The organism is Aeromonas sp. 603757 (assembly GCF_049171255.1).
Classification (GTDB): domain Bacteria; phylum Pseudomonadota; class Gammaproteobacteria; order Enterobacterales; family Aeromonadaceae; genus Aeromonas; species Aeromonas veronii_A.
On sequence record NZ_JAAKOE010000004.1, the window covers coordinates 1 to 20,644 of the forward strand.

The window sequence follows — 20,644 nt, forward strand, 5'->3', positions numbered from 1 at the left end:
AGCTGGAGCGGTGCGAGCACAGCGGGCGTACCTGGCTTTAGCTTGCCGGCGGACTGGAGCGGGGTCGTGAATGGCAATGTGGCGGGGACCACGGACGAGGGTGGGGCAGACAGCAAGCCCTTCACCGTGACCGTCACTGCAACTAATGATGCTCCCATGCTGACTGTCTCGGATCTGCGCATATCCGAGGAGGGATTACCGGGATCCAATCCAGACAATTCACCCAATCCCGGCGATATTACCGATAGCACCTCGACCCATGCGACGGCAAGTGTGACAGATATCGACAGCAATACCTTTACGTTCACTCTTTCTGCTCCATCTGGCCTGAGCTCTGGAGGGGTACCAGTTGTGTGGAGTGGTATAGGGTCTGCGACACTGGTGGGTTCAGCGGGAGGGATCCCAGTCATACAAGTATCTGTAGATCCGGTTGGTAAATATACCGTCACCTTGCTGGGGCCCATCGATCATGAATTTGGAGACAATAAGGAAGGACTGAAGACATTTACCTTCAACCTGTCAGCCAGTGATGGTGACTTGAGTGATACCAAGCAGGTCAGTGTTGTTATTGAAGACGATATGCCCGTGATCACAGGCATCGAAAGTCTGGAAGTGATGAATGTAGCCGACATCACTACCGGTGGATTGTTTGGCGTCTCTTTTGGTGCTGATGGCCCTCTGGGTACTGGTGGACTGAAACTGACTGGATGGCCTGATTTGGCAGGGATCACCGAAACCTTGTCGACTGATGGCAAGACTCTGGTAGCAACCATTGATGGTAGTGGGCAGCCACCTAAAGTGTTCTATACATTGACACTCAATGACGACAATACTTACAGCTTTGAACTGGTTACTCCCCAGCCAACCCAAACTTTCTCGATCGGGGCACAGTTCGGTGCTGGCGGGCCTGTTGAGACGATCGGAGTTACTGCTGGCGGGATTGGTGTACTGTTCGATGGTCTGCTGTTCAATGGCAGCGTCAATAATCCTCAGGATCTGCCGGGGAGTGATGCAGATAATCTCAACCCGAACAACAATGGTTTCGGGATTAAGAACGGCAACCTGGACAATAACGAAGGGTTCAAGGTATCCACGACTGCAGCCGTTGATGGGCTCTCTTTCAACGTCTACGGGGTTGGCAACACCAATACCAGCACCATACAGTGGGTGGCTTATGCTGCCGATGGCGTGACCGTCGTCGATTCCGGAGAGCTTGTTCTGTCAGGACTCAAAGGGTCGATGCAGTTGGCCAGCATAGAACCCGATGGGGAGTTCAGCCAGCTTTATGTCCGCTTTGTGCTGAATGGCAATGACTCGGTGAGGATCGAGAATTTCGGAGTGATCGACAAGATCACGCCTCCTGATATTGACCTTGATTTCAGTGCTACCTTGACTGATGCCGATGGAGATAAAGCCAGCGCCAACTTTACTGTATCGGTCAAGAGCAATGAGCCTCCCGTCGCGTCCAATATTCTGGTTGTGGGCAGCAACACCTCGGATACCCCCGACACTACCGGGACCCCCGGCACGAATGATGATCACAAGGTGCCCAACTCCAACGGTAGTGTGGATGGTCTGGTTGCAGGCGGTGCTGGTCACGATATTGTGGTGGGGGACATCGGCGGCACCAGTACCAATTTCATCCCGGGTGAGAATTACAATATTGCCCTGGTGGTCGATGTGTCTGGAAGTATGGCTGGAGCACGACTGAATATGCTCAAGGCCTCCCTGACCCATTTGGCCAACCAGTTGAAAGATCATGATGGTGAGATCAATGTCACCTTGATTGGTTTTGCGGCGAATGCCAGCGAGAGTGTGACAATAGTAGGGCTTGATGCCAGTAATGTGAGCAACCTGACCAATGCCATTGATGCACTGGTTGCCAATGGTGGCACCAACTATGAAGCCGCGTTCAATCAGGCCGTGCAGTGGTTCAATGATGGTAGCAAGGCTGCTCCCGGTTACCAGAACCTGACATTCTTTGTCACGGATGGTAACCCGACTTACTACCTCAATGACAGCAATCAGGTCGCCGGACCAGGCAACAGCACCACATTTGAGGTGATCAAGGAGTCGGTGGATGCTTTTGTTTCACTCAGTGCCATCAGCCAGGTCAATGCAATCGGGGTGACCAATGATGTTAACAAGGATTTGTTGAAGTTCTTTGATAACACGACTGAAACGGCAGATCAGTTTTACTCGGCAGGCAGCTTCCTTGACTTGGCCACATTTGGTAGTGGTAGCGGCATAAATGCCGCCTCGGGATGGGTGCTCAGTGGTGATGCTCAGGGATCGCATACCGTTACAAATGGAAGCTTGCGGATCCGGGATGATCGAACCGGTTCTGATTCTGACAGGACAATATTGGCGCTCGCCGTGGCCAATGCCATCCAGGTTTCTGCGGCACAAGCCGGAGCAAGTCTGCAGTTCCAGTATGCCTTGAATGGTGTTAATAGCAGCGACAGCTTCACCTGGAAGTTGGTGAAACTCGAGGGTGGCGTCTGGGATATGCTCAATCCAGTGCAAACGGGCACCATTACTGGCGTTAGTTCATCTGTTTTGACGGCTTACAGCACTATCACAACCGATGGACTGCCTGTCGGGCAATACGGGTTTGTGTTCGAACTGCTCGACAGCTCCAATGACCGGAATGCTGAGGTACGGATAGACAATATCCGGATCGAGCAGGGTTTCAATGCCCCGATCGGCGATGCCCAGATTGTGACCAGTGCCGAGCAGTTGACGGCAGCCCTGACCGAGGGGGATCAGATTACCGTGTTGCTGGGGGCCGGCAATGACGTGGCCGATGGTGGTGTTGGCAATGACATCCTGTTTGGCGATGTACTCAATACCGATACGCTGGCCAGCGAGTTGGGACTGGATCTGCCCCAAGGTTCTGGTTGGCTGGTATTTGAAACGCTGGAGTCCAGTCATGGGTGGACACGTGAACAGACGGTGGATTACATCCGGACCCATATTACTGAGCTGAGTGGGGAGAGTAGCCGCAGTGGTGGTAATGACACCCTATATGGTGGCAGTGGCAACGATATCCTTTTTGGCCAGGAAGGGAACGACACCCTTGTTGGAGGTGTCGGTGATGATTATCTGGATGGTGGTTCTGGTAGCGATATACTCACGGGCGACCTTGGTAAGGACATTCTGATCGGCGGCCTTGGCAGCGATACCATGACCGGTGGTGGGGAGAGTGACACCTTCAAGTGGCTGGCGGGGGATGCGGACGGCAGTATCGATACCATTACTGATTTCACTTTAGGTGATACCAACAATGGTGGAGATGTACTGGATCTCTCGGATCTGCTGGTCGGCGTACCTGCAGTGGGGAACAACGAGGATCTGGCAGCCGTGCTGGACAACTATCTGCAGTTCAACACGACGACCAAGACGTTGACGATAGATCCTGCCGGGGCCGGTGGGAGCCCGGAACTGACCATCCAGTTCCAGAACTCACTCGACCTCGCCTCACTGGGCTCCAATCAGGAGATCATCAAGCACTTGCTGGATGACGGTAACTTGAAGGTTGATCCGTAACCCTCTCTCGGGGCCGGGCTTGCCTGGCCCCTGTTTTTTCTTTAGGTGGATGGATAAGATAGCGGCCGTAGAAGAGAGGGTAATCATGCAGTCATTCAACTGGGTCGACATTGATGGCATCCGTTATAGCTGGGATGGACAGGGCAACATTACCTGCGCAGGTCAGTTTGGCTATCAGGCCTCGATCGCCGGTGATCGGCTGGATGGGATGGAGATAGAGAATGAGGCCGGTGATGTCGCGGGCTCGCTCTATGTTGACTTTGCTGCAGCCTCTATCACCTATGTGCCTGTTTTGGATACCGAGTCTGCCCATAACATGATTCTGGTTGGCCATGAGCAGGGTCAGCAGGAGTATCCACTGGTCAGTTTTCACCCTCCGTTGTTGCAAAATTTGCTTGGGCCGTCTGATACCATCCCTTGGTCTGCGATGGAGGAGGCAATTGGTGGCACCGATCTCGGACAGGCGGTGCAAGGACATGTTCTGTCGTGGGACTCGTTCCATTTCGATGATGAGGTGCAGGTCTGCGGTGCGACATCGTCACAAGATAAGGTAGAGCAGAGCCCAGATGTCTGCAGCGTGGTCACCATCAGTCTCGATCTGACCAATCAGATACTGGATCAGTTCCCCCCCTCGCATGATATATGAATCCCGTAACTGCACGGGCATAATGACCTCAATCTTTCCGATTGAGGTTTTTTTCTATGTGGCGTCCCCTTCTTACTCTTTCTGCTCTGGTTGTCAGTGCTCCGCTGCTGGCGATTGAAGTGCCGCAAGCGCCCCATCTGGTGGTGAGTGGTTATGCCGAGCAGAAGACCGAACCCGATATGCTCACCCTCAATGTGGCGGTGAGTGCACTGGATAAGCAGGGCCTCAAGGCCAAGCAGCAGGTCGATACCAAGGTCGCAGCCTTTTTCAGCCAACTGGAAGGGCTGGGGATCAAGCGCAGCGATGTTGAGGCTGGCAACCTGATGGTCTCTCCGGAATATCAGTATGGCGAGAACAAGAAGCCGGTATTGTTGGGATACCGTGCTCAGCGACAATTGGCGGTGAAGCTCTATCAGCTCGACAAGTTGAGCCCCCTGATGGATACCGCACTCAAAGCCGGGCTGGAGTCCGTATCCCAGATTGAGTACGGGTTGAAATCGCCGCAGGTCATCAAGGAGCAGGCCCGTTTGAATGCCGTTGAGGATGCCAAAACCAAGGCTGAATCTCTGGCCAAGGCCTTCGGGATGAAGCTTGGCAAGGTCTACAGTGTGGAGTACCGCAATGCTTCGCCCATTACCGCCTACAGCCGCAACCTGAAGGTAGTGCAGGCCATGGCGATGGCTGCACCTGCGGCGGATATGGCGGACAACAGCTATCAACAACAGCAGATCACGGTAAGTGATAATATCGAGGCTGTTTTCTTGCTGGAGTGATGCCCGTCGTTTAAGTCCAGTCATGAACACCCCCGCCATTTGCGGCGGGGTTTCTATTGCGCATCGATGCAGATATAAAAAAGCCGACGCTCGTGTTTACTAAATCGAGCATCGGCTTTTTGTTGCGCTGGGTTTATCAGGCGGTCACAGCATCAGCCTTGGTCGCTTCCGGCGCCGGGTTGCGGATGAGGTAATCAAACGCACCCAGTGCGGCGGTGGCGCCAGCACCCATGGAGATGATGATCTGCTTGAACGGCACCGTGGTGGCGTCCCCTGCGGCGTAGACGCCGGGCAGGGAGGTAGCACCCTTGGTGTCGATCTCGATCTCGCCGAAGCGGGTCAGAGCCACATCGCTCCCCTTGAGGAACTCGGTGTTTGGCACCAGACCGATTTGGACGAAGATACCCGCCACCGCCAGATGCTTGATCTCGCCGGTGGTGCGATCCTCGTAATCCATGCCCACCACCTTGCTGCCGTCACCGATCACTTCGGTGGTGCGAGCACTCATGATGATGTCGATGTTGGCCATGGAGCGGGCCTTCTTCTGCAATACCTCGTCGGCACGCAGAGTGTCGGCAAACTCCACCACGGTAACGTGTTCGACAATGCCAGCCAGATCGATGGCGGCCTCGATACCGGAGTTACCACCCCCGATCACTGCAACCCGCTTGCCCTTGAAGAAGGGGCCGTCACAGTGCGGGCAGTAGGCCACGCCCTTGGTGCGGTACTCCAGCTCGCCCGGCACGTTCAGGTCGCGCCAGCGCGCGCCGGTGGCGAGAATGACCGAGCGGCTTTTCAAGGTGGCGCCAGAGGCGAGATCCACATTGACGTAGCCATCACGGCTGATGGCGGCAGCTCGCTGCTCGGTGATCACTTCCACGCCGTACTGCTTGACGTGCTGCTCCAGGCTGGCGGCCAGCTTGGGGCCTTCGGTGTAGGGCACGGAGATGAAGTTCTCGATGCCGACAGTGTCCATCACCTGGCCACCGAAACGCTCGGCGACGATGGCGGTGCGAATGCCCTTGCGAGCGGCATAGATGGCGGCGGCGGCGCCAGCCGGGCCACCACCGACGACCAGCACGTCGTAAGGTGCTTTTTCGCTCAGCTCCTCAGCTTTGCGCTCGGCGGCGCCGGTGTCGAGCTTGGCGACGATCTCTTCCAGCGAAATGCGGCCCTGGCTGAACGGCTGACCGTTCAGGTAGACGTTCGGTACCGCCATGATCTGGCGCTCGTTGACCTCGTCCTGGAACAGGGCGCCATCGATCATGGTGTGGGTGATGCCAGGGTTGAGGGTGGCCATCAGGTTAAGGGCCTGCACCACGTCTGGGCAGTTGTGGCAGGAGAGCGAAATGTAGGTCTCGAAGTGGAACTCACCCTTGAGGTTGCGGATCTGCTCCTGCACGGCCGCATCGGCCTTGGAGGGGTGGCCGCCGCTTTGCAGCAGGGCGAGTACCAGAGAAGTAAATTCATGACCCATGGGGATGCCGGCAAAGTGAACGCGCGGGGCTTGGCCCTGCGGCGCGACACTCATGGAAGGCTTGCGAGCGGCAGTGCCAGAGGTCTGGGTGATCTTGGGTGACATCTCGGCGATCTCGCTGGCCAGTGCCAGCAGCTCTGCAGATTTGTCGCTGTCGTTGCCGGACACGCTGATCTCGATGGGATTGACGATGTACTGCAGATAGGTGTTCAGCTGTTGTTTGAGGTTGGTATCCAACATGGTCGAATTCCTTCTTGTAATGGCGAGTTGGCATTAAATGTGAGTCGGTCTGCTTTCAGGTCTATTTGGCAAGGCCGGAAAGCAGACCGGCCCTGAAGCGGGCCGGTCTTGGAAGCGGGAGGCTTAGATCTTGCCTACCAGATCCAGGGACGGGGCCAGAGTGGCTTCGCCTTCTTTCCATTTAGCCGGGCACACTTCACCCGGGTGGGAGGCAACGTACTGGGCCGCTTTGACTTTGCGCAGCAGTTCCAGTGCGTCACGGCCGATACCACCAGCGTTGATCTCGACGATCTGGATGATGCCCTGCGGGTCAATCACGAAGGTACCGCGGTCAGCCAGACCAGCTTCTTCGATCATCACACCGAAGTTGCGGGTGATGGTACCAGTCGGGTCACCAATCATCGGGTACTGGATCTTCTGAATGGTGTCAGAGGTGTCGTGCCATGCTTTGTGAGTGAAGTGGGTGTCGGTAGAGACAGAGTAGATCTCGACGCCCAGTTTCTGGAATTCAGCGTAGTTGTCAGCCAGGTCGCCCAGCTCGGTCGGGCAAACGAAGGTGAAGTCAGCCGGGTAGAAGAAGACCACGGACCACTTGCCTTTCAGGTCAGCGTCAGACACCTGAACGAATTTGCCATTGTGGTAGGCGGTAGCATTGAACGGCTTGATTTCAGTGTTGATGTAGGTAGACATGTAATTGCTCCTTGGTGATGTATATATGCCGGTCTGGTGTTGAAGACTCTTGCCAGACGAGGCGCTTAACTTTCGATGGATTCATCATAGGGGCTTCAGCTAATCGATAAAAGCCGCAATTTTGAATCGCTTAAATCTACTTATTAGATAGCTCACTATGGCTGTACCTAACATGAATATCTCAGGCCTACTGAGATAACTCCTTGTCGTGGTTCAATATCTGTGCGCTACATCGCCTTTTCAAGGCATAAGAAGGGGTGTGCAGAGCCACGATAACGCGATGAGATAAACGGTGGTGCAAACATATAGAGCAAACAGGTGGCGAGGAGGTTGAGACCGTTCCTCGCAGCGATGGGGGATGTGCTGACAAGGGGGAGAGCAGAAAACGCGGATAAAAAAATCCCGGCGCTATCGCAACGACAGGGCCGGGTCATCAAACAAGGAATGGCTATATAAACAAATGCTTTACAGCAAAGACTAACTACGGGGTGTGCAAACTTGCAGACATATGAGAGGAAGATAATGGGTGCACAATCCCTCGTCTCCCCCTCGGCAACTATTGCATGAGAGGATGATAGTGTGACACAGATCACAAGGCAAGTATTTGGTGTAATTTTTCAATCAAAATGAAAGTGTTTCATCATTTTAGCTTATTTCGACGGCTGAAAACGCTTTTATTGTAATTTAATTACATCCAGATCTGTCAAAAGTCGGTAGGTGGTTCCTGCTCTTCCATCAATTCCAGCAGGTTGATGGCCACGGCAATGAAGTCCGACTCGGTGACAATGCCGATCAGCTTGCGTCCTTTGAGTACCGGCAGGCAGCCATATCTGTGCCGCTGCAGGTAAAGTGCCGCCTCCTTGATGCCGGCGTGAGGATCTACGCTCGCCACTTGCCGTGTCATGATCTCGTCGAGTTGCACGCTGTCGGTAAATTCGGCTTCCCGCTCCGGGCTGATGAGCAGCAGCTTGGATTCCCGGGTGGCCAGGATATCGGTGAGGGTTACCAACCCCAGCAGGTGATGCTGCTCGTCGACGATGGGAATGTGGCGGATCCGCTCCTGCTGCATCAGGTCCATCGCCTGTTTGACACTGTTTGACGGACCCAGAGTGAAGGGATGTTCGGTCATGATTTCGGATAGGGTCATCATGGTGGGCCTCCTTGTGTATCTGCTTTCACCCTAGCCCAGCCCCAACTGGCAAAACATGATCAGGGTCAATACAGAACATTAAAGAATCATTAACCGGAGTTGTGTCTCAATATTGCTCGCTACCCCTTGTCTCTCTTGGGTTTTTGGTCTTTTGGGTTGCCTTGGAAGATGGGGATAACTAGACTAGCCGCCGATTCCCCCCGAGGTGAAAGATGCAAGTATCCGATTTTCATTTTGATCTGCCAGACGAGCTGATTGCCCGCTATCCGATGGCAGAGCGTACCGCCAGCCGCCTGTTGCAGCTCGATGGTCAAACTGGCGCCCTGCGCCACGGTCAATTTGTGGATGTGCTGGATCAGCTCAATCCGGGTGACCTGCTGGTATTCAATAACACCCGTGTCATTCCGGCGCGCATGTTTGGCCAGAAGGCCAGCGGCGGCAAGCTGGAGGTACTGGTCGAGCGCATTCTGGACGAGCACAGCGTGCTGGCCCATGTCCGTGCCTCCAAGGCGCCCAAGCCCGGCACCCGGATGATCATGGATGGTGGTGTGGAGGCAGAGATGCGCGCCCGCCACGACGCCCTGTTCGAGATCCACTTCCTAGACCCGCGTCCGGTGCTGGAGATTTTGGAGGCCATCGGCCACATGCCGCTGCCCCCCTATATCGACCGTCCCGACGAGGATGCCGACAAGGAGCGCTACCAGACCGTTTACAATCAAAAGCCGGGCGCCGTTGCCGCGCCGACCGCCGGTCTGCACTTTGATGAGCCGCTGCTTGAGAAAATTCGGGCCAAAGGGGTTGAAACGGCCTTCGTCACCCTGCATGTAGGGGCGGGGACCTTCCAGCCGGTGCGGGTAGAGAAGATTGAAGATCACCACATGCACTCCGAGTATGCGGAAGTGCCGCAAGAGGTGGTGGATGCCATCGCGGCCACCCGTGCCCGTGGTGGTCGGGTGATCGCGGTGGGGACCACGTCGGTGCGTTCGCTGGAGAGCGCGGCCAAGGTCACCCTGGCGCAGGGCAAACCGCTGGCGCCCTTCTTTAGTGACACCGATATCTTCATCTTCCCTGGCTATCAGTTCCAGATTGTCGATGCCATGGTCACCAACTTCCATCTGCCGGAGTCGACCCTGATCATGCTGGTCAGCGCCTTCGCCGGTTATGACAACGTGATGGCGGCCTATCAGGCAGCCGTGGCCGGGCAGTACCGTTTCTTCAGCTACGGGGACGCCATGTTCGTCACCCGTCGCCAGGTTGAAGCATAAGCTTCAGCTTATTTACCGGGCCGTGAGCGGCCCTCCTATTGTCAGACTGTTTATCTGACGCAGCCGAGGTAGCAATGAAATTTGAACTGAAAACCACCGACGGCCGTGCCCGTCGCGGTCAGCTGGTCTTCGAACGTGGTGTGGTACAAACGCCGGCCTTTATGCCGGTCGGAACTTACGGCACCGTCAAGGGGATGACCCCGGAAGAAGTGCGTGAAACCGGCGCCCAGATCCTGCTGGGTAACACCTTCCACCTCTGGCTGCGTCCGGGTCAGGAAGTGATGCGTGCCCACGGCGATCTGCATGACTTCATGAACTGGCAGGGCCCGATCCTGACCGACTCCGGTGGTTTCCAGGTGTTCAGCCTGGGCCATATTCGCAAGATCACCGAAGCGGGCGTCCACTTCCGTCACCCCATCAATGGCGAGAAGATCTTCCTCGACCCCGAGAAGTCCATGGAGATCCAGTACGATCTGGGCTCCGACATCGTGATGATCTTCGACGAGTGCACTCCGTACCCGGCCACTTATGAAGAAGCGCGCAAGTCCATGGAGATGTCCCTGCGCTGGGGCAAGCGCTCCCGCGACAAGTTTGATGCGCTGGGCAACAAGAACGCCCTGTTCGGCATCATCCAGGGCTCGGTCTACGAAGATCTGCGTGATGTCTCCCTCAAAGGGCTGCTGGAGATCGGTTTCGACGGTTATGCGGTCGGCGGTCTGGCGGTGGGTGAACCCAAAGAGGACATGCACCGCATCCTCGAGCACGTCTGCCCGAAAATTCCGGCTGACAAGCCGCGCTACCTGATGGGTGTCGGCAAGCCGGAAGATCTGGTGGAAGGGGTGCGCCGTGGTATCGACATGTTCGACTGCGTCATGCCGACTCGCAACGCCCGCAACGGCCACCTGTTCACCACCGATGGCGTAGTGAAGATCCGCAATGCCCAGCACCGCAACGACACCAGCACCCTGGATGCCGAATGCGATTGCTACACCTGCAAGAACTACAGCCGCAGCTACCTGCACCATCTGGACAAGTGCAACGAGATCCTCGGTGCCCGTCTGAATACGATTCATAACCTGCGTTACTACCAGCGTGTGATGCAGGGTTTGCGGGACGCGATCGAGCAGGGTAAATTAGACGACTTTGTAACAGAGTTTTACCGTCGGCAAGGGAAGCCTGTGCCTCCGTTAGCTGAAAATGACGTTAAATAACAACAACATATAATTTTTTTTTAAATCTACATCAATAAGAGGTTGTTAAATGAGCATTATCTCCAAGGCGTATGCAGAAGGCGCAGCACCGGGTGCACAGGGTGGTGGTATGGAAATGATCATCATGCTGGCCGTATTCGGCCTGATCTTCTACTTCATGATCTATCGTCCCCAGGCCAAGCGTGCCAAGGATCATCGCAATCTGATGAGCTCCTTGTCCAAGGGTGATGAAGTGCTCACTTCCGGTGGCCTGGTTGGCAAAATTGCCAAAGTGGCTGCAGACAGCGATTACCTGGTGATCGCCCTGAACGACCAGACTCAAGTCACCATCAAAAAGGACTTCGTCTCTGCCGTTCTGCCCAAGGGTTCTATCCAGTCCCTTTAATCTCCCAAGGAGCACAGCGTGTTGAATCGCTATCCGCTGTGGAAATACCTGATGGTGATCCTGGTGATCGCCATCGGTTTTCTATATGCAGCCCCCAATCTTTACGGCGAAGATCCGGCTTTGCAGGTTTCTGCCAGCCGTGGTGCCGAAGTCAAGCTAGATACTCTTGATCTGGTGAAAGAGACCCTTGAAGCGGCCAAGATCCCGGTCAAACATGCTGCATTCGAGCACGGTTTTATCCTGATCCGTTTCAAGAACACCGAAGACCAGCTGAAAGCGCGCGATATCGTTGCCAACAAGCTGGGCGACAACTTCATTACCGCACTCAACCTGGCACCTTCCACTCCCGCCTGGCTCGAAGCCATCGGTGCGGCGCCTCTGAAGCTGGGTCTTGATCTGCGCGGTGGTGTGCACTTCCTGATGGAAGTGGACATGGCCGAAGCACTGACCAAGCAGCAAGAGCAGATGGTGCAGGATTTCCGCTCCGAGCTGCGCACCCAGAAGATCCGTTACTCCGGCGTGCGCCGAGTCGGTGATCAGGTGCAGGTGATCTTCCGTGACGAAGCCGATCAGGAACGCGCCGTTTCTCATCTGCGTCGTCAGAACCCTGATTTGACCTTCACTACCGAGCAGAAAGGGGATGAGTTTATCCTGCTGGCGGGTCTGAGCGAAGCCAAGATCAAGGAAGTGAAGAAGTACGCCCTCGAGCAGAACATCACCATCATCCGTAACCGGGTCAACGAACTGGGTGTGGCCGAGCCGCTGGTACAACAGCAGGGCGCCGAACGCATTGTCGTTGAACTGCCCGGTATTCAGGATACCGCTCGTGCCAAGGAGATCCTCGGTGCGACCGCGACCCTGGAGTTCCACATGGTGGATGAGGCGGCTGATATTCAGGCGGCTGCTGAAGGGCGAGTTCCCCCCAGCTCCAAGGTCTATACCGATCGCAATGGTCGTCCGGTGGTACTGCACAAGCGAGTGATCCTGACCGGTGACCACATCGTGGGTGCCCAGTCCGGTTTCGACGAGTACAGCCGTCCCCAGGTCAACATCAAGCTGGATGGCCAGGGTGGTAACAAGATGGCCAACTTTACCAAGGACAACGTGGGTAAAGGGATGGCGACCGTCTTCATCGAGTACAAGCCGGTCGGTCAACCGGGTCCGGATGGCAAGCGCAAGTTCCGCAAGCAGGAGGAGGTGATCAACGTCGCCACCATCCAGTCGCGTCTTGGCAGCCAGTTCCGTATTACTGGGATCGACAACGCCAACGAAGCCCACAACCTGGCGCTGCTGCTGCGTGCCGGTGCCCTGATCGCCCCGATCCAGATCGTGGAAGAACGCACCATTGGCCCGAGCCTGGGTCAACAGAACATCGACAGCGGTATGGAAGCCATCGGCTGGGCCATGCTGGTGATCGTGCTGTTCATGGGGATCTACTACCGCGCGTTCGGCTGGGTCGCCAACCTGGCGCTCTGCATGAACCTGGTGTTGATTGTCGGCATCATGTCGATGATCCCTGGGGCCACCATGACATTGCCGGGTATCGCCGGTATCGTCTTGACGCTGGGTATGGCGGTGGATGCCAACGTACTGATCTACGAGCGTATTCGTGAAGAGATCCGCAACGGTCGCGGTGTTCAGCAAGCCATCCATCTGGGCTTTGATCGGGCATTCTCCACCATCGCCGACTCCAACGTGACCTCGCTGATCACTTGCGTGATCCTGTTCGGTATCGGTACTGGCGCCATCAAGGGCTTTGCCCTGACGCTGGGCATTGGTCTGACCGCCTCCATGTTTACTGCCATCACAGTTTCCCGTGCCATTATCAACCTGGCTTGGGGTGGACGGCGTATCGACAAGCTGCCCATCTGAGGATAGAGAAATGTTTCAGATTCTACATTTTGAAAAACCGATCCCGTTTATGCGCTATGCCAAGCCGGGTGTGGTTTTCTCTTCCGTGCTGATGGTGGTAGCCCTGTTCTTCCTGTTTGATCGGGGGCTGAACTGGGGTCTGGACTTTACTGGTGGTACCACCATCGAGGTGGGATTCCAGCAGTCGGTGAGCCTGGACAAGATCCACGACGTTCTGGAAGAGCAGAAGATTGAAGGGGCCACCCTGCAACACTTTGGCTCCAGCCGTGACGTGCTGTTCCGTTTGGCGCCGAAAGAGGGGGTCAAGGTCGAGCAGCAGGGTAACGAGGTGCTGGCAGCGGCCAAGCTGCTCGATGAGGGCGCTGTACTCAAACGCGTCGAATTCGTCGGCCCTTCAGTCGGTGACGAGCTGGCTACTGACGGGGCGTTGGCGATGCTGGCCTCCATCATCTGTATCCTGATCTACGTGGCGGTGCGCTTTGAATGGCGTCTGGCCATGGGCGGCATCCTCTCGCTGGTGCATGACGTGGTGATCACCTTGGGCGTCTTTGCCTACTTCCAGTACGAGTTCGACCTGACCGTGCTGGCGGCATTGATGACCCTAGTGGGTTACTCCCTGAACGATACCATAGTGGTGTTCGACCGCTTGCGGGAGAACTTCCGCAAGGTGCGCAAAGGGGATACCGACTACATTCTCGATCTCTCCATGACCGAGACCCTGAGCCGTACCATCATCACCTCCGGGCTCACCTTCGTGGTGGTGCTGGCGCTGCTGCTCAAGGGCGGCGCGCTGATCCACGGTTTTGCCGTGGCCATGGTGATCGGTGTGGCGTTCGGTACCTACTCCTCCATCTATGTGGCGAGTGCGTTTGCCATGTTCCTCGGCGTCAAGCGCGAGCACATGCTGCCCACCCAGGTAGAGAAAGAGGGTGCGGACCAACAGGAAATCCTGCCGTAACAGTGAAGAGCGCCTCATGGCGCTCTTTTCTTATCTCTGCGTGTCGTTTGCTGACGCAGATGATTTCAACAAAAGGAGCTTGCCATGCAACACAATCCCCGTTTTTTGGCGCTGGTTGACGGGATCCGCTCCCGCATCACCGAAACCGATGTTCACCAGATCAAGCGCTGGCAGGACGAAGGGCGCACGTTTCACCTGATCGACGTGCGGGAAGAGAGCGAGTGGGCCAAAGGCCATCTGCCCGGAGCCCAATATCTGGGTCGTGGAGTGATTGAGCGGGATATCGAGACCCTGTTCCCGGATCCCGAGACCACGCTCTATCTCTATTGTGGTGGCGGTTTTCGCTCCGTACTGGCGGCCGACAATTTGCAACAGATGGGTTATCGCAACGTAATCAGTGTTGACGGCGGTTTTCGCGGCTGGCTGGAGGCCGGATACCCTGTCGAATCCTGATTTATTTGATGGAGAGGGGCTCAGCTACATGACAAAGTGGCGGCTGACCTTTACCATATGCGGGGTCAAGCGTAAGCGTCGGAGTGTTCATTGAACGTCAGGAAAGGGATTGGATACCTCCTTGGTATCCTGTTGCTGCTACCCATGTGGGGTTGCAGCAGTAGCAGTCATGTCAACACCCCTAAGGTTCCCAAGGCGCAGCCTGCTTCACTGGTATTGGCGACCCCCCTGCAGGTCTCCTACCAAAGCGAGTTGGCGCTCGCCCGACTCGGGCAGATGCTGAGTGAAATGGAGTTGACCACGGAGCAACGGGCCGAGTTGTTCTATGAACGTGCCGTGGTGTTTGATCGCGTCGGCTTGCGTTCCCTTGCCCGTCTCGATTTCAACAGGGCCCTGCGGGAGAAACCGGATTTCGCTGAAGCCTACAACTTCATCGGTGTCTATCTGGTACAGCAGCAGAACTACGACGAAGCCTATGAGGCATTCGACTCAGCCCTCGAGCTGGCACCCGATTATGACTATGCCTACCTTAACCGCGGTATTGCCCTCTATTACGGTAATCGTCCCGAGCTGGCAGCGGCCGATATGAAGCGTTTCTACGAAGCGCAGCCGGAAGACCCTTATCGGGTGATCTGGCTCTATCTGGCCGAGCAGAAGCTCAATCCCGCTGCGGCCATGAGCCGGATGCGCGAGCGCCTCAACAAGTACGATGACGACGCCTGGAACTGGGATCTGGTTCGCCTCTATACCGGCGAGATCAACGCGTCCCAGCTGATGGGCAACGTGGTGAAAGGGGTGAAGGATAACCGGGAGCTGGCCGAGCGCCTGTGTGAAACCTATTTCTATCTGGGCAAGTTCGAGTTGGGCAAAGGCAACCGCAAGGAAGCCATCAGCTACTTCAAGCTGGCGCTCTCCAACAACGTCTATGACTTCATCGAGCACCGCTATGCTCTGCTCGAACTGGAGTTGATGGCGCGCAAACCCTTGCCGCCGGGTGCCCAGAGCAAAGGCGAACAGCCCTCCTGAATGGAGATGGCGATTACCCGGTGATAAAAAACCTCGATATGAGGCTAATGCCAGTCAGTAAAGCCTGACTGGCATTGTTTTTATCTGCTTTTTCACACCCACTCCCGTGGCTTGGCTCCATGTCACAGTGAGCTTCGTGTCGCTAATCCACACAACCCTACCAGTTTTTCCAACTCTGCCGCCCGCCTCTGAATAATGAACGGGCACATCTGATCCATGCAGCTCAACAGATGGATGGGGCCGACTCCGTGTGAAACCCGGTCGGCTCGTCGTATGCCTCCTGATATGGGTGATTCTCTTCCCTATCGCGGTGGGCGACTGGTTGACTATCGCTGCTCTTGTCCGATTCCTGCCGGACTGCCTCTCTCATAATGGGTGAGGCTGACGATAGGGAGTAAATATGCGTGCTGGCCCGTGCTTTTACACTCCGTTACATCTGCTCGTCCTGTGACCGCCCCATAATGGTCCTTGGTCTCCTAACCCTGTTCGATGGGAGGTGGATCAGTAGTCGATAAAGTGGAGATCACGAGCAATTTCCTGTCAGCACGGAGGCCTGGACGACGGATGTCACAGAGCGTATCAAACCAGGTGATCAGACGAATGCTGGGAGCCTGCCAGCAGCAGGGGGGCGATCCCGATGCCATTTTGATGGCGGGCGGCCTCACGTCGTTCGACATCGAGCGGGAGCAGGGCCGGCTGCCGGCCCACAGCCACTACCGGATGCTGCAACTGATGCAGCCCTATCTGGCCATTTTTCACGAAACCATCCTCTCCTACGACATCGGCCAGCTCTACCAGCACTATCCACCCCTCATCAGCCTGTGCCTGAACCAGCCATCACCGCGGGCGGCGCTAGAGATGCTGCTGGCCTATCGCCCCATCATCGGCAGTTGTGACGAGCTGCGGGTGCGGCGGGGGGCGCAGGCCAGCCAATACCTGTATGTCAATCAGGGGCCCGCCAGCCTGGGGGCGAGTCAGGCCATCCCCAACTTCATCATGCTCTACCGGATTTTGCGGGTCTATCTGGCGGATCCTCGGGTCTCGGTGGGCTTCACGGGGCGGCCGCCACCGCGCCATCAACTGCTGGACCAGTTCTTCGCCACTAGCTGCCGCTGGGAGCAGGGGGAAAACACCCTGACCATCGACAATGCCCAACTCGACTGCCCCAGCCACTGCTACAACGAGCCGCTGGGTCGTCTGCAACTGGCCCAGCTGGCGCAGATCTGCGCCGACATCGCCGAGCGGGCCCCCTTTGCCTGTCTGGTGGGGGAGCGGATCCGCCACAAGATCCGGGAAGGGGAGCTGGAGAGCAACGAGAGCCTGCTCAAGGAGGTGTGCGCGGCCATGAATGTCAGCCGCTGGACCCTGAATCGCAAATTGCAGGGGGAGGGGAGCAGTTTCTCGACCCTGCTGAGGGAGGCGAGGGTGAGCGAAGCCTGCCGCTTGCTGGGTGAGGGGGATCAACCGCTGCAGAGCATCAGCGATCGGGTCGGTTTCTCGTCCCAGAGCGCCTTCAACCGCTTCTTCAAGGCCAACACCCGGATGACGCCGCTGGCCTATCGCAACGCCCGCCAATAAAAACGGGACCGGTGCAAGGCCGGTCCCGTGGGCGGGTCATTGCTGGGCAATGTTCGGGCAAGGCCGGGCTGGGGGCCCGGCCGTGCCTGCCTTTGTTAGCGGGTGATGGTGGTGACGCTGGCGGGATCCACCCCGGTCGGCAGTGCCAGTGCCCCTGGCGTGGTGTTGCTCACCACGATCTCCTTGCTAACCGTGAAGCTGACCGGCGTGCTGGCGGAGACATCCGACGAGGGGCTGATGTAGGCGCTGTAGCGGCCCGGCTCCACGATCCACTGGTTGCTGGCCTCATCGAAGCTGGCGAGGATGCTGGCCGGAATGGTGAAGCTCAGCTGTTCGCTGGCCCCCGGTGCCAGTTGCGCCGTCTTGGCAAAGGCCTTGAGCTCGATGAGCGGTTTCTTCAGCTTGACCTCGGGGGCGGTCACATAGACCTGGGCCGCCTCCTTGCCTGCCACGGCGCCGGTGTTGGTGATGGTGGCGGTCAGCACCAGGTTGCCGGCGCTGCCGTCCGCTAGGGTATTACTGGCGATGGCGGGGCTGGTGTAGCTGAAGCTGGTGTAGGAGAGACCGAAGCCGAACGGGTAGGAGACCGCCTGCTCGAAGGTGCTGTAGTAGCGATAGCCCACGTAGATCCCCTCGTTGTAGTAGAGATCGTCCGGTTCGCCGTCCCCGTCGGTGTCCTCGCCCGGGAAGGTGCCGGCGGAGGGAACGCTGGCGTAGCTGTGCGGGAAGCTCTGGGCCAGCTTGCCGCTCGGGTTGACCGCGCCGGAGAGCACGTCCGCCACCGCGTGGCCGGTCTCCTGGCCAGCCATGTAGGCCAGCAGGATGCCATCCACCTTGTCGCTCCACTGGGCGGTATCGATGACGCCGTTGACGTTAAGCACCACCACCACCTTCTTGCCCTGGGCGTGGAAGGCGCTGCTCACCGCGTCGATGAGGGCGCGCTCGTCATCGCCGAGCAGATAGTCCCCCTTGCCACTGCTGCGATCCGCCCCTTCTCCGGCCTGGCGGCCAATGCTGATGACGGCGGCTTGCTGGGTGGCGGCCGCATTGGCGATCAGCGCCGCCAGCTCGCCGCTGATCGGCGCCTCGGCGCAGGTGTAGTAGCCCTTGGCGCCAAATTGCCCCTCGTGATAGACCTTGTTGTTCTCGTAAAAATCGCGGTAGTAGCTCTGCAACGCCTCGTTGACCGGGAAGCGTGCTGCCAGTCCCTGCGCGATGGTGGTGGTGCTGGCGGCGTTCACATCCCCGCTGCCGGTGCCGCCCTTGTAGGTGTTGATCTGATTGATGCCGAAGCTGGCCAGGGTGCTGCTTGCCGCCAGCGGCAGGGCCGCGGCCTCGTTGCGCAGCAGCACCATGCTCTCGGCGCCGGCCTGACGGGCCAGTTTGGCATGGGCGGTCAGATCCGGGCTGTTGCTGATGGCCAACTGGCTGTAAGAGGGGCTCTTCATCACCTGGGTCAGGATGTGGATGGCGGCCTCGTTCACCTTGGCCTCGTCGAGATCGCCGTGCGCGATGGATTGCTGCAACTGCTCCTTGACGTTGCCCGGCTCGATCAAATCTTGCCCCGCCAGCACCTGCTTGTAGGCGTTGTTGGCCACGTCGCCGGCAAACCAGTCGGACATCACCAGGCCGTCAAACTTCCACTCGCCGCGCAGCAGGTCGGTCACCGCATCCCTGCGCTCGTTGACATAGGTGCCGTTGACCTTGTTGTAGGAGGTCATCACCGCCCAGGGCTGGGCCTCGTCTACCGCTATCTGGAAGCCGCGCAGGTAGATCTCGCGGAAGGTTCTCGGTTCACCGATGTCGTTGATCTGGTTGCGGTTGGTCTCGGAGTTGTTGCCGAAGTAGTGCTTGATGGTGGTGCCCACCCCGTTGCTCTCCACCCCGTTGACCATGGCTGCGCCGATTTTGCCGGTCAGCAGGGGATCTTCCGAGTAGTACTCGAAGTTGCGGCCATTGAGCGGGTTGCGCTGGATGTTCATGCCCGGAGCCAGCAGGATGTCGACCCCGTACTGGCGCACCTCGTCCCCCATGGCCTCGCCGACGGCCTTGACCAGCTTGACGTCCCAGCTGGAGGCGAGCAGAGAGCCGATGGGCCAGGCGGTGGCATAGTAGCTGGCGCTGTCACCGTCGCGGTTGGCGTTGATCCGCACCCCGGCCGGCCCGTCCGCCAGTTTGAGGGCCGGAATGTCGATGCCGTCCGCGCTGCGCAGTACGCCGTTGATGTAACCCGCCACGCCGGGCACGTCCTGTTTGACGTTGATGGCGCCGTTGGCACTGCCGTAACCGGGGCCGGAGAGCAGGTCCAGCTTCTCGCTCAGGGTCAGCTTGGCCACCATGGCCTCGGCCTGGCCGCGGTAATAGGCATCGTCCTTGACCAGGGGATCCGAGTCATTCTGGTTGCAACCGACCAGCAGGCCGGCCAGCGCCAGGCTGACACCCAGTGAAACCGCTTTCAATTTTGTGGTGATAGGCATGAAGACGTCCTCGTAACTGTCTGAATAAAAATACAAAGGAGATATCGACACCGGGCGCAAGGCATCCGCCCGGGCTGGGCCAGCTCTGCTGGCGGCTGCCATTGGATATCGCAAGGAAGGCCGAACGGGCCGGTGGGCCGGCGTTTGGCTGCAGGCAGGTTAACAAGCCGGGCGATGGCTGCCTTGCCCTGGGGGAGCGAGAAATGTGCCGGCGGGAGCAAGGGGGCCGAGTTGTGAGCAAGGTCGCATCGAAAGGCGGTGCCAAAGCAAAGGTGGGGGTGGCAAGAGGGGAAAGGGCAGGGGAGAAGGAGGGAAAACGGATGGCCTGACGGCCACTGAGGATGGCTGCGATCAACACGCGAGGGGGCCGGCGGCCCCCTCGAAGATCAGCTGATATGCCCGGGCAATGGCCCGGGACGGCTCACTTGGGCTGTTTGAGGGCCCCGGCGAGTTCAATCTGCACCTTGACCCCCTCCTGCTTGAGCGCCGTGGCGACGGCGTTCAGATCGGTGCCCGGCTTGGCTTCCAGCAGGGCGATGCCGCCGCTGCTCTGCTTGAAGCGCAGGCCGTGCCGGCTGGCCAGCGCGCTGGCCTGGTTGTCATCGGCTTCCACCAGCAGGGTGCCGCTGACGGTGAGCTCGGGGCTGGCGGCCCCTTGCATCAACACGTCACCGCGGCGCAGGGTCTGTTGCGGGACCTTGCTGTCAAGGCTGCGGGCGACCCGCTTCTTGCTGCCGTTGTCAGGAATGAGGTAGGTCTGGCCATTTACCTCTATAGTGCTGTACTGCTTGCCATCCATGGTGACGGACTCCTGGGCGCAGAGCTGTCCCGAGAGGGGGGTCAGCAGGGTTGCCAGAAGCAAGGTAACAGGTTTGTTCATGGTAATACTCCTAG

Annotated in this window: 16 protein-coding genes; 11 read left to right on the forward strand and 5 right to left on the reverse strand. The window is 57.7% G+C overall.

The features are described 5' to 3' along the window. Positions 1-66 precede the first annotated feature (66 nt). The 3 genes from G5332_RS04965 (at position 67) to G5332_RS04975 (ending at position 4,968) form a co-directional block, all read left to right on the forward strand. Positions 67-3,549: a VWA domain-containing protein gene (locus tag G5332_RS04965; RefSeq protein ID WP_421250030.1), complete on the forward strand. Its 3,483-nt coding sequence runs from the start codon at positions 67-69 to the stop codon at positions 3,547-3,549. An 85-nt stretch (positions 3,550-3,634) separates the two neighbouring features. Then, complete coding sequence (locus G5332_RS04970; RefSeq protein ID WP_042056172.1) at positions 3,635-4,195, forward strand: hypothetical protein; 561 nt, start codon at positions 3,635-3,637, stop codon at positions 4,193-4,195. 56 nt (positions 4,196-4,251) lie between these two features. Beyond that, a complete protein-coding gene (locus G5332_RS04975) occupies positions 4,252-4,968 on the forward strand; it encodes an SIMPL domain-containing protein (RefSeq protein ID WP_005337338.1) in 717 nt (238 codons plus the stop codon). A gap of 136 nt (positions 4,969-5,104) precedes the next feature. On the opposite strand, the gene ahpF is transcribed toward G5332_RS04975, so the two are convergent. The 3 genes from ahpF to G5332_RS04990 all read right to left on the reverse strand — a co-directional run bounded on the left by ahpF (position 5,105) and on the right by G5332_RS04990 (position 8,525). After that, the gene (gene ahpF, locus G5332_RS04980) at positions 5,105-6,685 is read right to left on the reverse strand and encodes an alkyl hydroperoxide reductase subunit F (protein WP_421311155.1); all 1,581 of its coding nucleotides are present in this window, start codon (positions 6,683-6,685) and stop codon (positions 5,105-5,107) included. Between the two features lie 123 nt (positions 6,686-6,808). Then, positions 6,809-7,375: an alkyl hydroperoxide reductase subunit C gene (gene ahpC / locus G5332_RS04985; protein WP_005337335.1), complete on the reverse strand. Its 567-nt coding sequence runs from the start codon at positions 7,373-7,375 to the stop codon at positions 6,809-6,811. Positions 7,376-8,078: 703 nt separating this feature from the next. Next, on the reverse strand, positions 8,079-8,525 hold the full coding sequence (locus tag G5332_RS04990) for a CBS domain-containing protein (RefSeq protein ID WP_013723842.1): 447 nt from the start codon (positions 8,523-8,525) through the stop codon (positions 8,079-8,081). Between the two features lie 212 nt (positions 8,526-8,737). Between G5332_RS04990 and queA the strand changes: the two genes are divergently transcribed. From queA to G5332_RS05030, 8 genes are all read left to right on the forward strand, one after another. Beyond that, on the forward strand, positions 8,738-9,790 hold the full coding sequence (queA, locus tag G5332_RS04995) for a tRNA preQ1(34) S-adenosylmethionine ribosyltransferase-isomerase QueA (protein ID WP_005344678.1): 1,053 nt from the start codon (positions 8,738-8,740) through the stop codon (positions 9,788-9,790). A 74-nt stretch (positions 9,791-9,864) separates the two neighbouring features. After that, positions 9,865-11,001 carry a tRNA guanosine(34) transglycosylase Tgt gene (gene tgt / locus G5332_RS05000; RefSeq protein WP_005337329.1) on the forward strand — a complete coding sequence of 379 codons (1,137 nt, stop codon included), beginning with the start codon at positions 9,865-9,867 and terminating at the stop codon, positions 10,999-11,001. 49 nt (positions 11,002-11,050) lie between these two features. Beyond that, positions 11,051-11,386: a preprotein translocase subunit YajC gene (gene yajC, locus G5332_RS05005; RefSeq protein ID WP_005337327.1), complete on the forward strand. Its 336-nt coding sequence runs from the start codon at positions 11,051-11,053 to the stop codon at positions 11,384-11,386. A gap of 18 nt (positions 11,387-11,404) precedes the next feature. Continuing rightward, entirely contained in the window at positions 11,405-13,258 is a 1,854-nt protein-coding gene (gene secD, locus G5332_RS05010; RefSeq protein WP_216953338.1) for a protein translocase subunit SecD, read from the forward strand. 10 nt (positions 13,259-13,268) lie between these two features. Further along, positions 13,269-14,216, forward strand: a complete 948-nt coding sequence (gene secF, locus G5332_RS05015; RefSeq protein ID WP_421173000.1) for a protein translocase subunit SecF — start codon at positions 13,269-13,271, stop codon at positions 14,214-14,216. A gap of 84 nt (positions 14,217-14,300) precedes the next feature. Continuing rightward, on the forward strand, positions 14,301-14,669 hold the full coding sequence (locus G5332_RS05020; RefSeq protein ID WP_005344690.1) for a rhodanese-like domain-containing protein: 369 nt from the start codon (positions 14,301-14,303) through the stop codon (positions 14,667-14,669). A 90-nt stretch (positions 14,670-14,759) separates the two neighbouring features. Then, positions 14,760-15,695 carry a lipoprotein NlpI gene (nlpI, locus tag G5332_RS05025; protein ID WP_005344691.1) on the forward strand — a complete coding sequence of 312 codons (936 nt, stop codon included), beginning with the start codon at positions 14,760-14,762 and terminating at the stop codon, positions 15,693-15,695. A 600-nt stretch (positions 15,696-16,295) separates the two neighbouring features. Further along, the gene (locus G5332_RS05030; RefSeq protein ID WP_216953339.1) at positions 16,296-17,273 is read left to right on the forward strand and encodes an AraC family transcriptional regulator; all 978 of its coding nucleotides are present in this window, start codon (positions 16,296-16,298) and stop codon (positions 17,271-17,273) included. Positions 17,274-17,368: 95 nt separating this feature from the next. Here the strand turns inward: G5332_RS05030 and G5332_RS05035 are convergent, their stop codons facing one another. Next, positions 17,369-19,750 (reverse strand): beta-glucosidase, encoded by a 2,382-nt coding sequence (locus tag G5332_RS05035; RefSeq protein ID WP_421255185.1) that lies wholly within the window; start codon positions 19,748-19,750, stop codon positions 17,369-17,371. A 421-nt stretch (positions 19,751-20,171) separates the two neighbouring features. After that, positions 20,172-20,630: a serine protease chaperone gene (locus tag G5332_RS05040; RefSeq protein ID WP_421311156.1), complete on the reverse strand. Its 459-nt coding sequence runs from the start codon at positions 20,628-20,630 to the stop codon at positions 20,172-20,174. Between the last annotated feature and the right edge of the window lie 14 nt (positions 20,631-20,644).

Bases quoted from the DNA above. Each gene is read 5' to 3' on its own strand.
- G5332_RS05035 (WP_421255185.1), bottom strand. From the start codon at position 19,750: ATGCCTATCACCACAAAATTGAAAGCGGTTTCACTGGGTGTCAGCCTG.
- G5332_RS04970 (WP_042056172.1), top strand. From the start codon at position 3,635: ATGCAGTCATTCAACTGGGTCGACATTGATGGCATCCGTTATAGCTGG.
- G5332_RS05020 (WP_005344690.1), top strand. From the start codon at position 14,301: ATGCAACACAATCCCCGTTTTTTGGCGCTGGTTGACGGGATCCGCTCC.
- yajC (WP_005337327.1), top strand. From the start codon at position 11,051: ATGAGCATTATCTCCAAGGCGTATGCAGAAGGCGCAGCACCGGGTGCA.
- ahpF (WP_421311155.1), bottom strand. From the start codon at position 6,685: ATGTTGGATACCAACCTCAAACAACAGCTGAACACCTATCTGCAGTAC.
- G5332_RS04975 (WP_005337338.1), top strand. From the start codon at position 4,252: ATGTGGCGTCCCCTTCTTACTCTTTCTGCTCTGGTTGTCAGTGCTCCG.
- ahpC (WP_005337335.1), bottom strand. From the start codon at position 7,375: ATGTCTACCTACATCAACACTGAAATCAAGCCGTTCAATGCTACCGCC.
- secF (WP_421173000.1), top strand. From the start codon at position 13,269: ATGTTTCAGATTCTACATTTTGAAAAACCGATCCCGTTTATGCGCTAT.
- queA (WP_005344678.1), top strand. From the start codon at position 8,738: ATGCAAGTATCCGATTTTCATTTTGATCTGCCAGACGAGCTGATTGCC.
- G5332_RS04990 (WP_013723842.1), bottom strand. From the start codon at position 8,525: ATGATGACCCTATCCGAAATCATGACCGAACATCCCTTCACTCTGGGT.
- G5332_RS05040 (WP_421311156.1), bottom strand. From the start codon at position 20,630: ATGAACAAACCTGTTACCTTGCTTCTGGCAACCCTGCTGACCCCCCTC.
- G5332_RS05030 (WP_216953339.1), top strand. From the start codon at position 16,296: ATGCTGGGAGCCTGCCAGCAGCAGGGGGGCGATCCCGATGCCATTTTG.
- tgt (WP_005337329.1), top strand. From the start codon at position 9,865: ATGAAATTTGAACTGAAAACCACCGACGGCCGTGCCCGTCGCGGTCAG.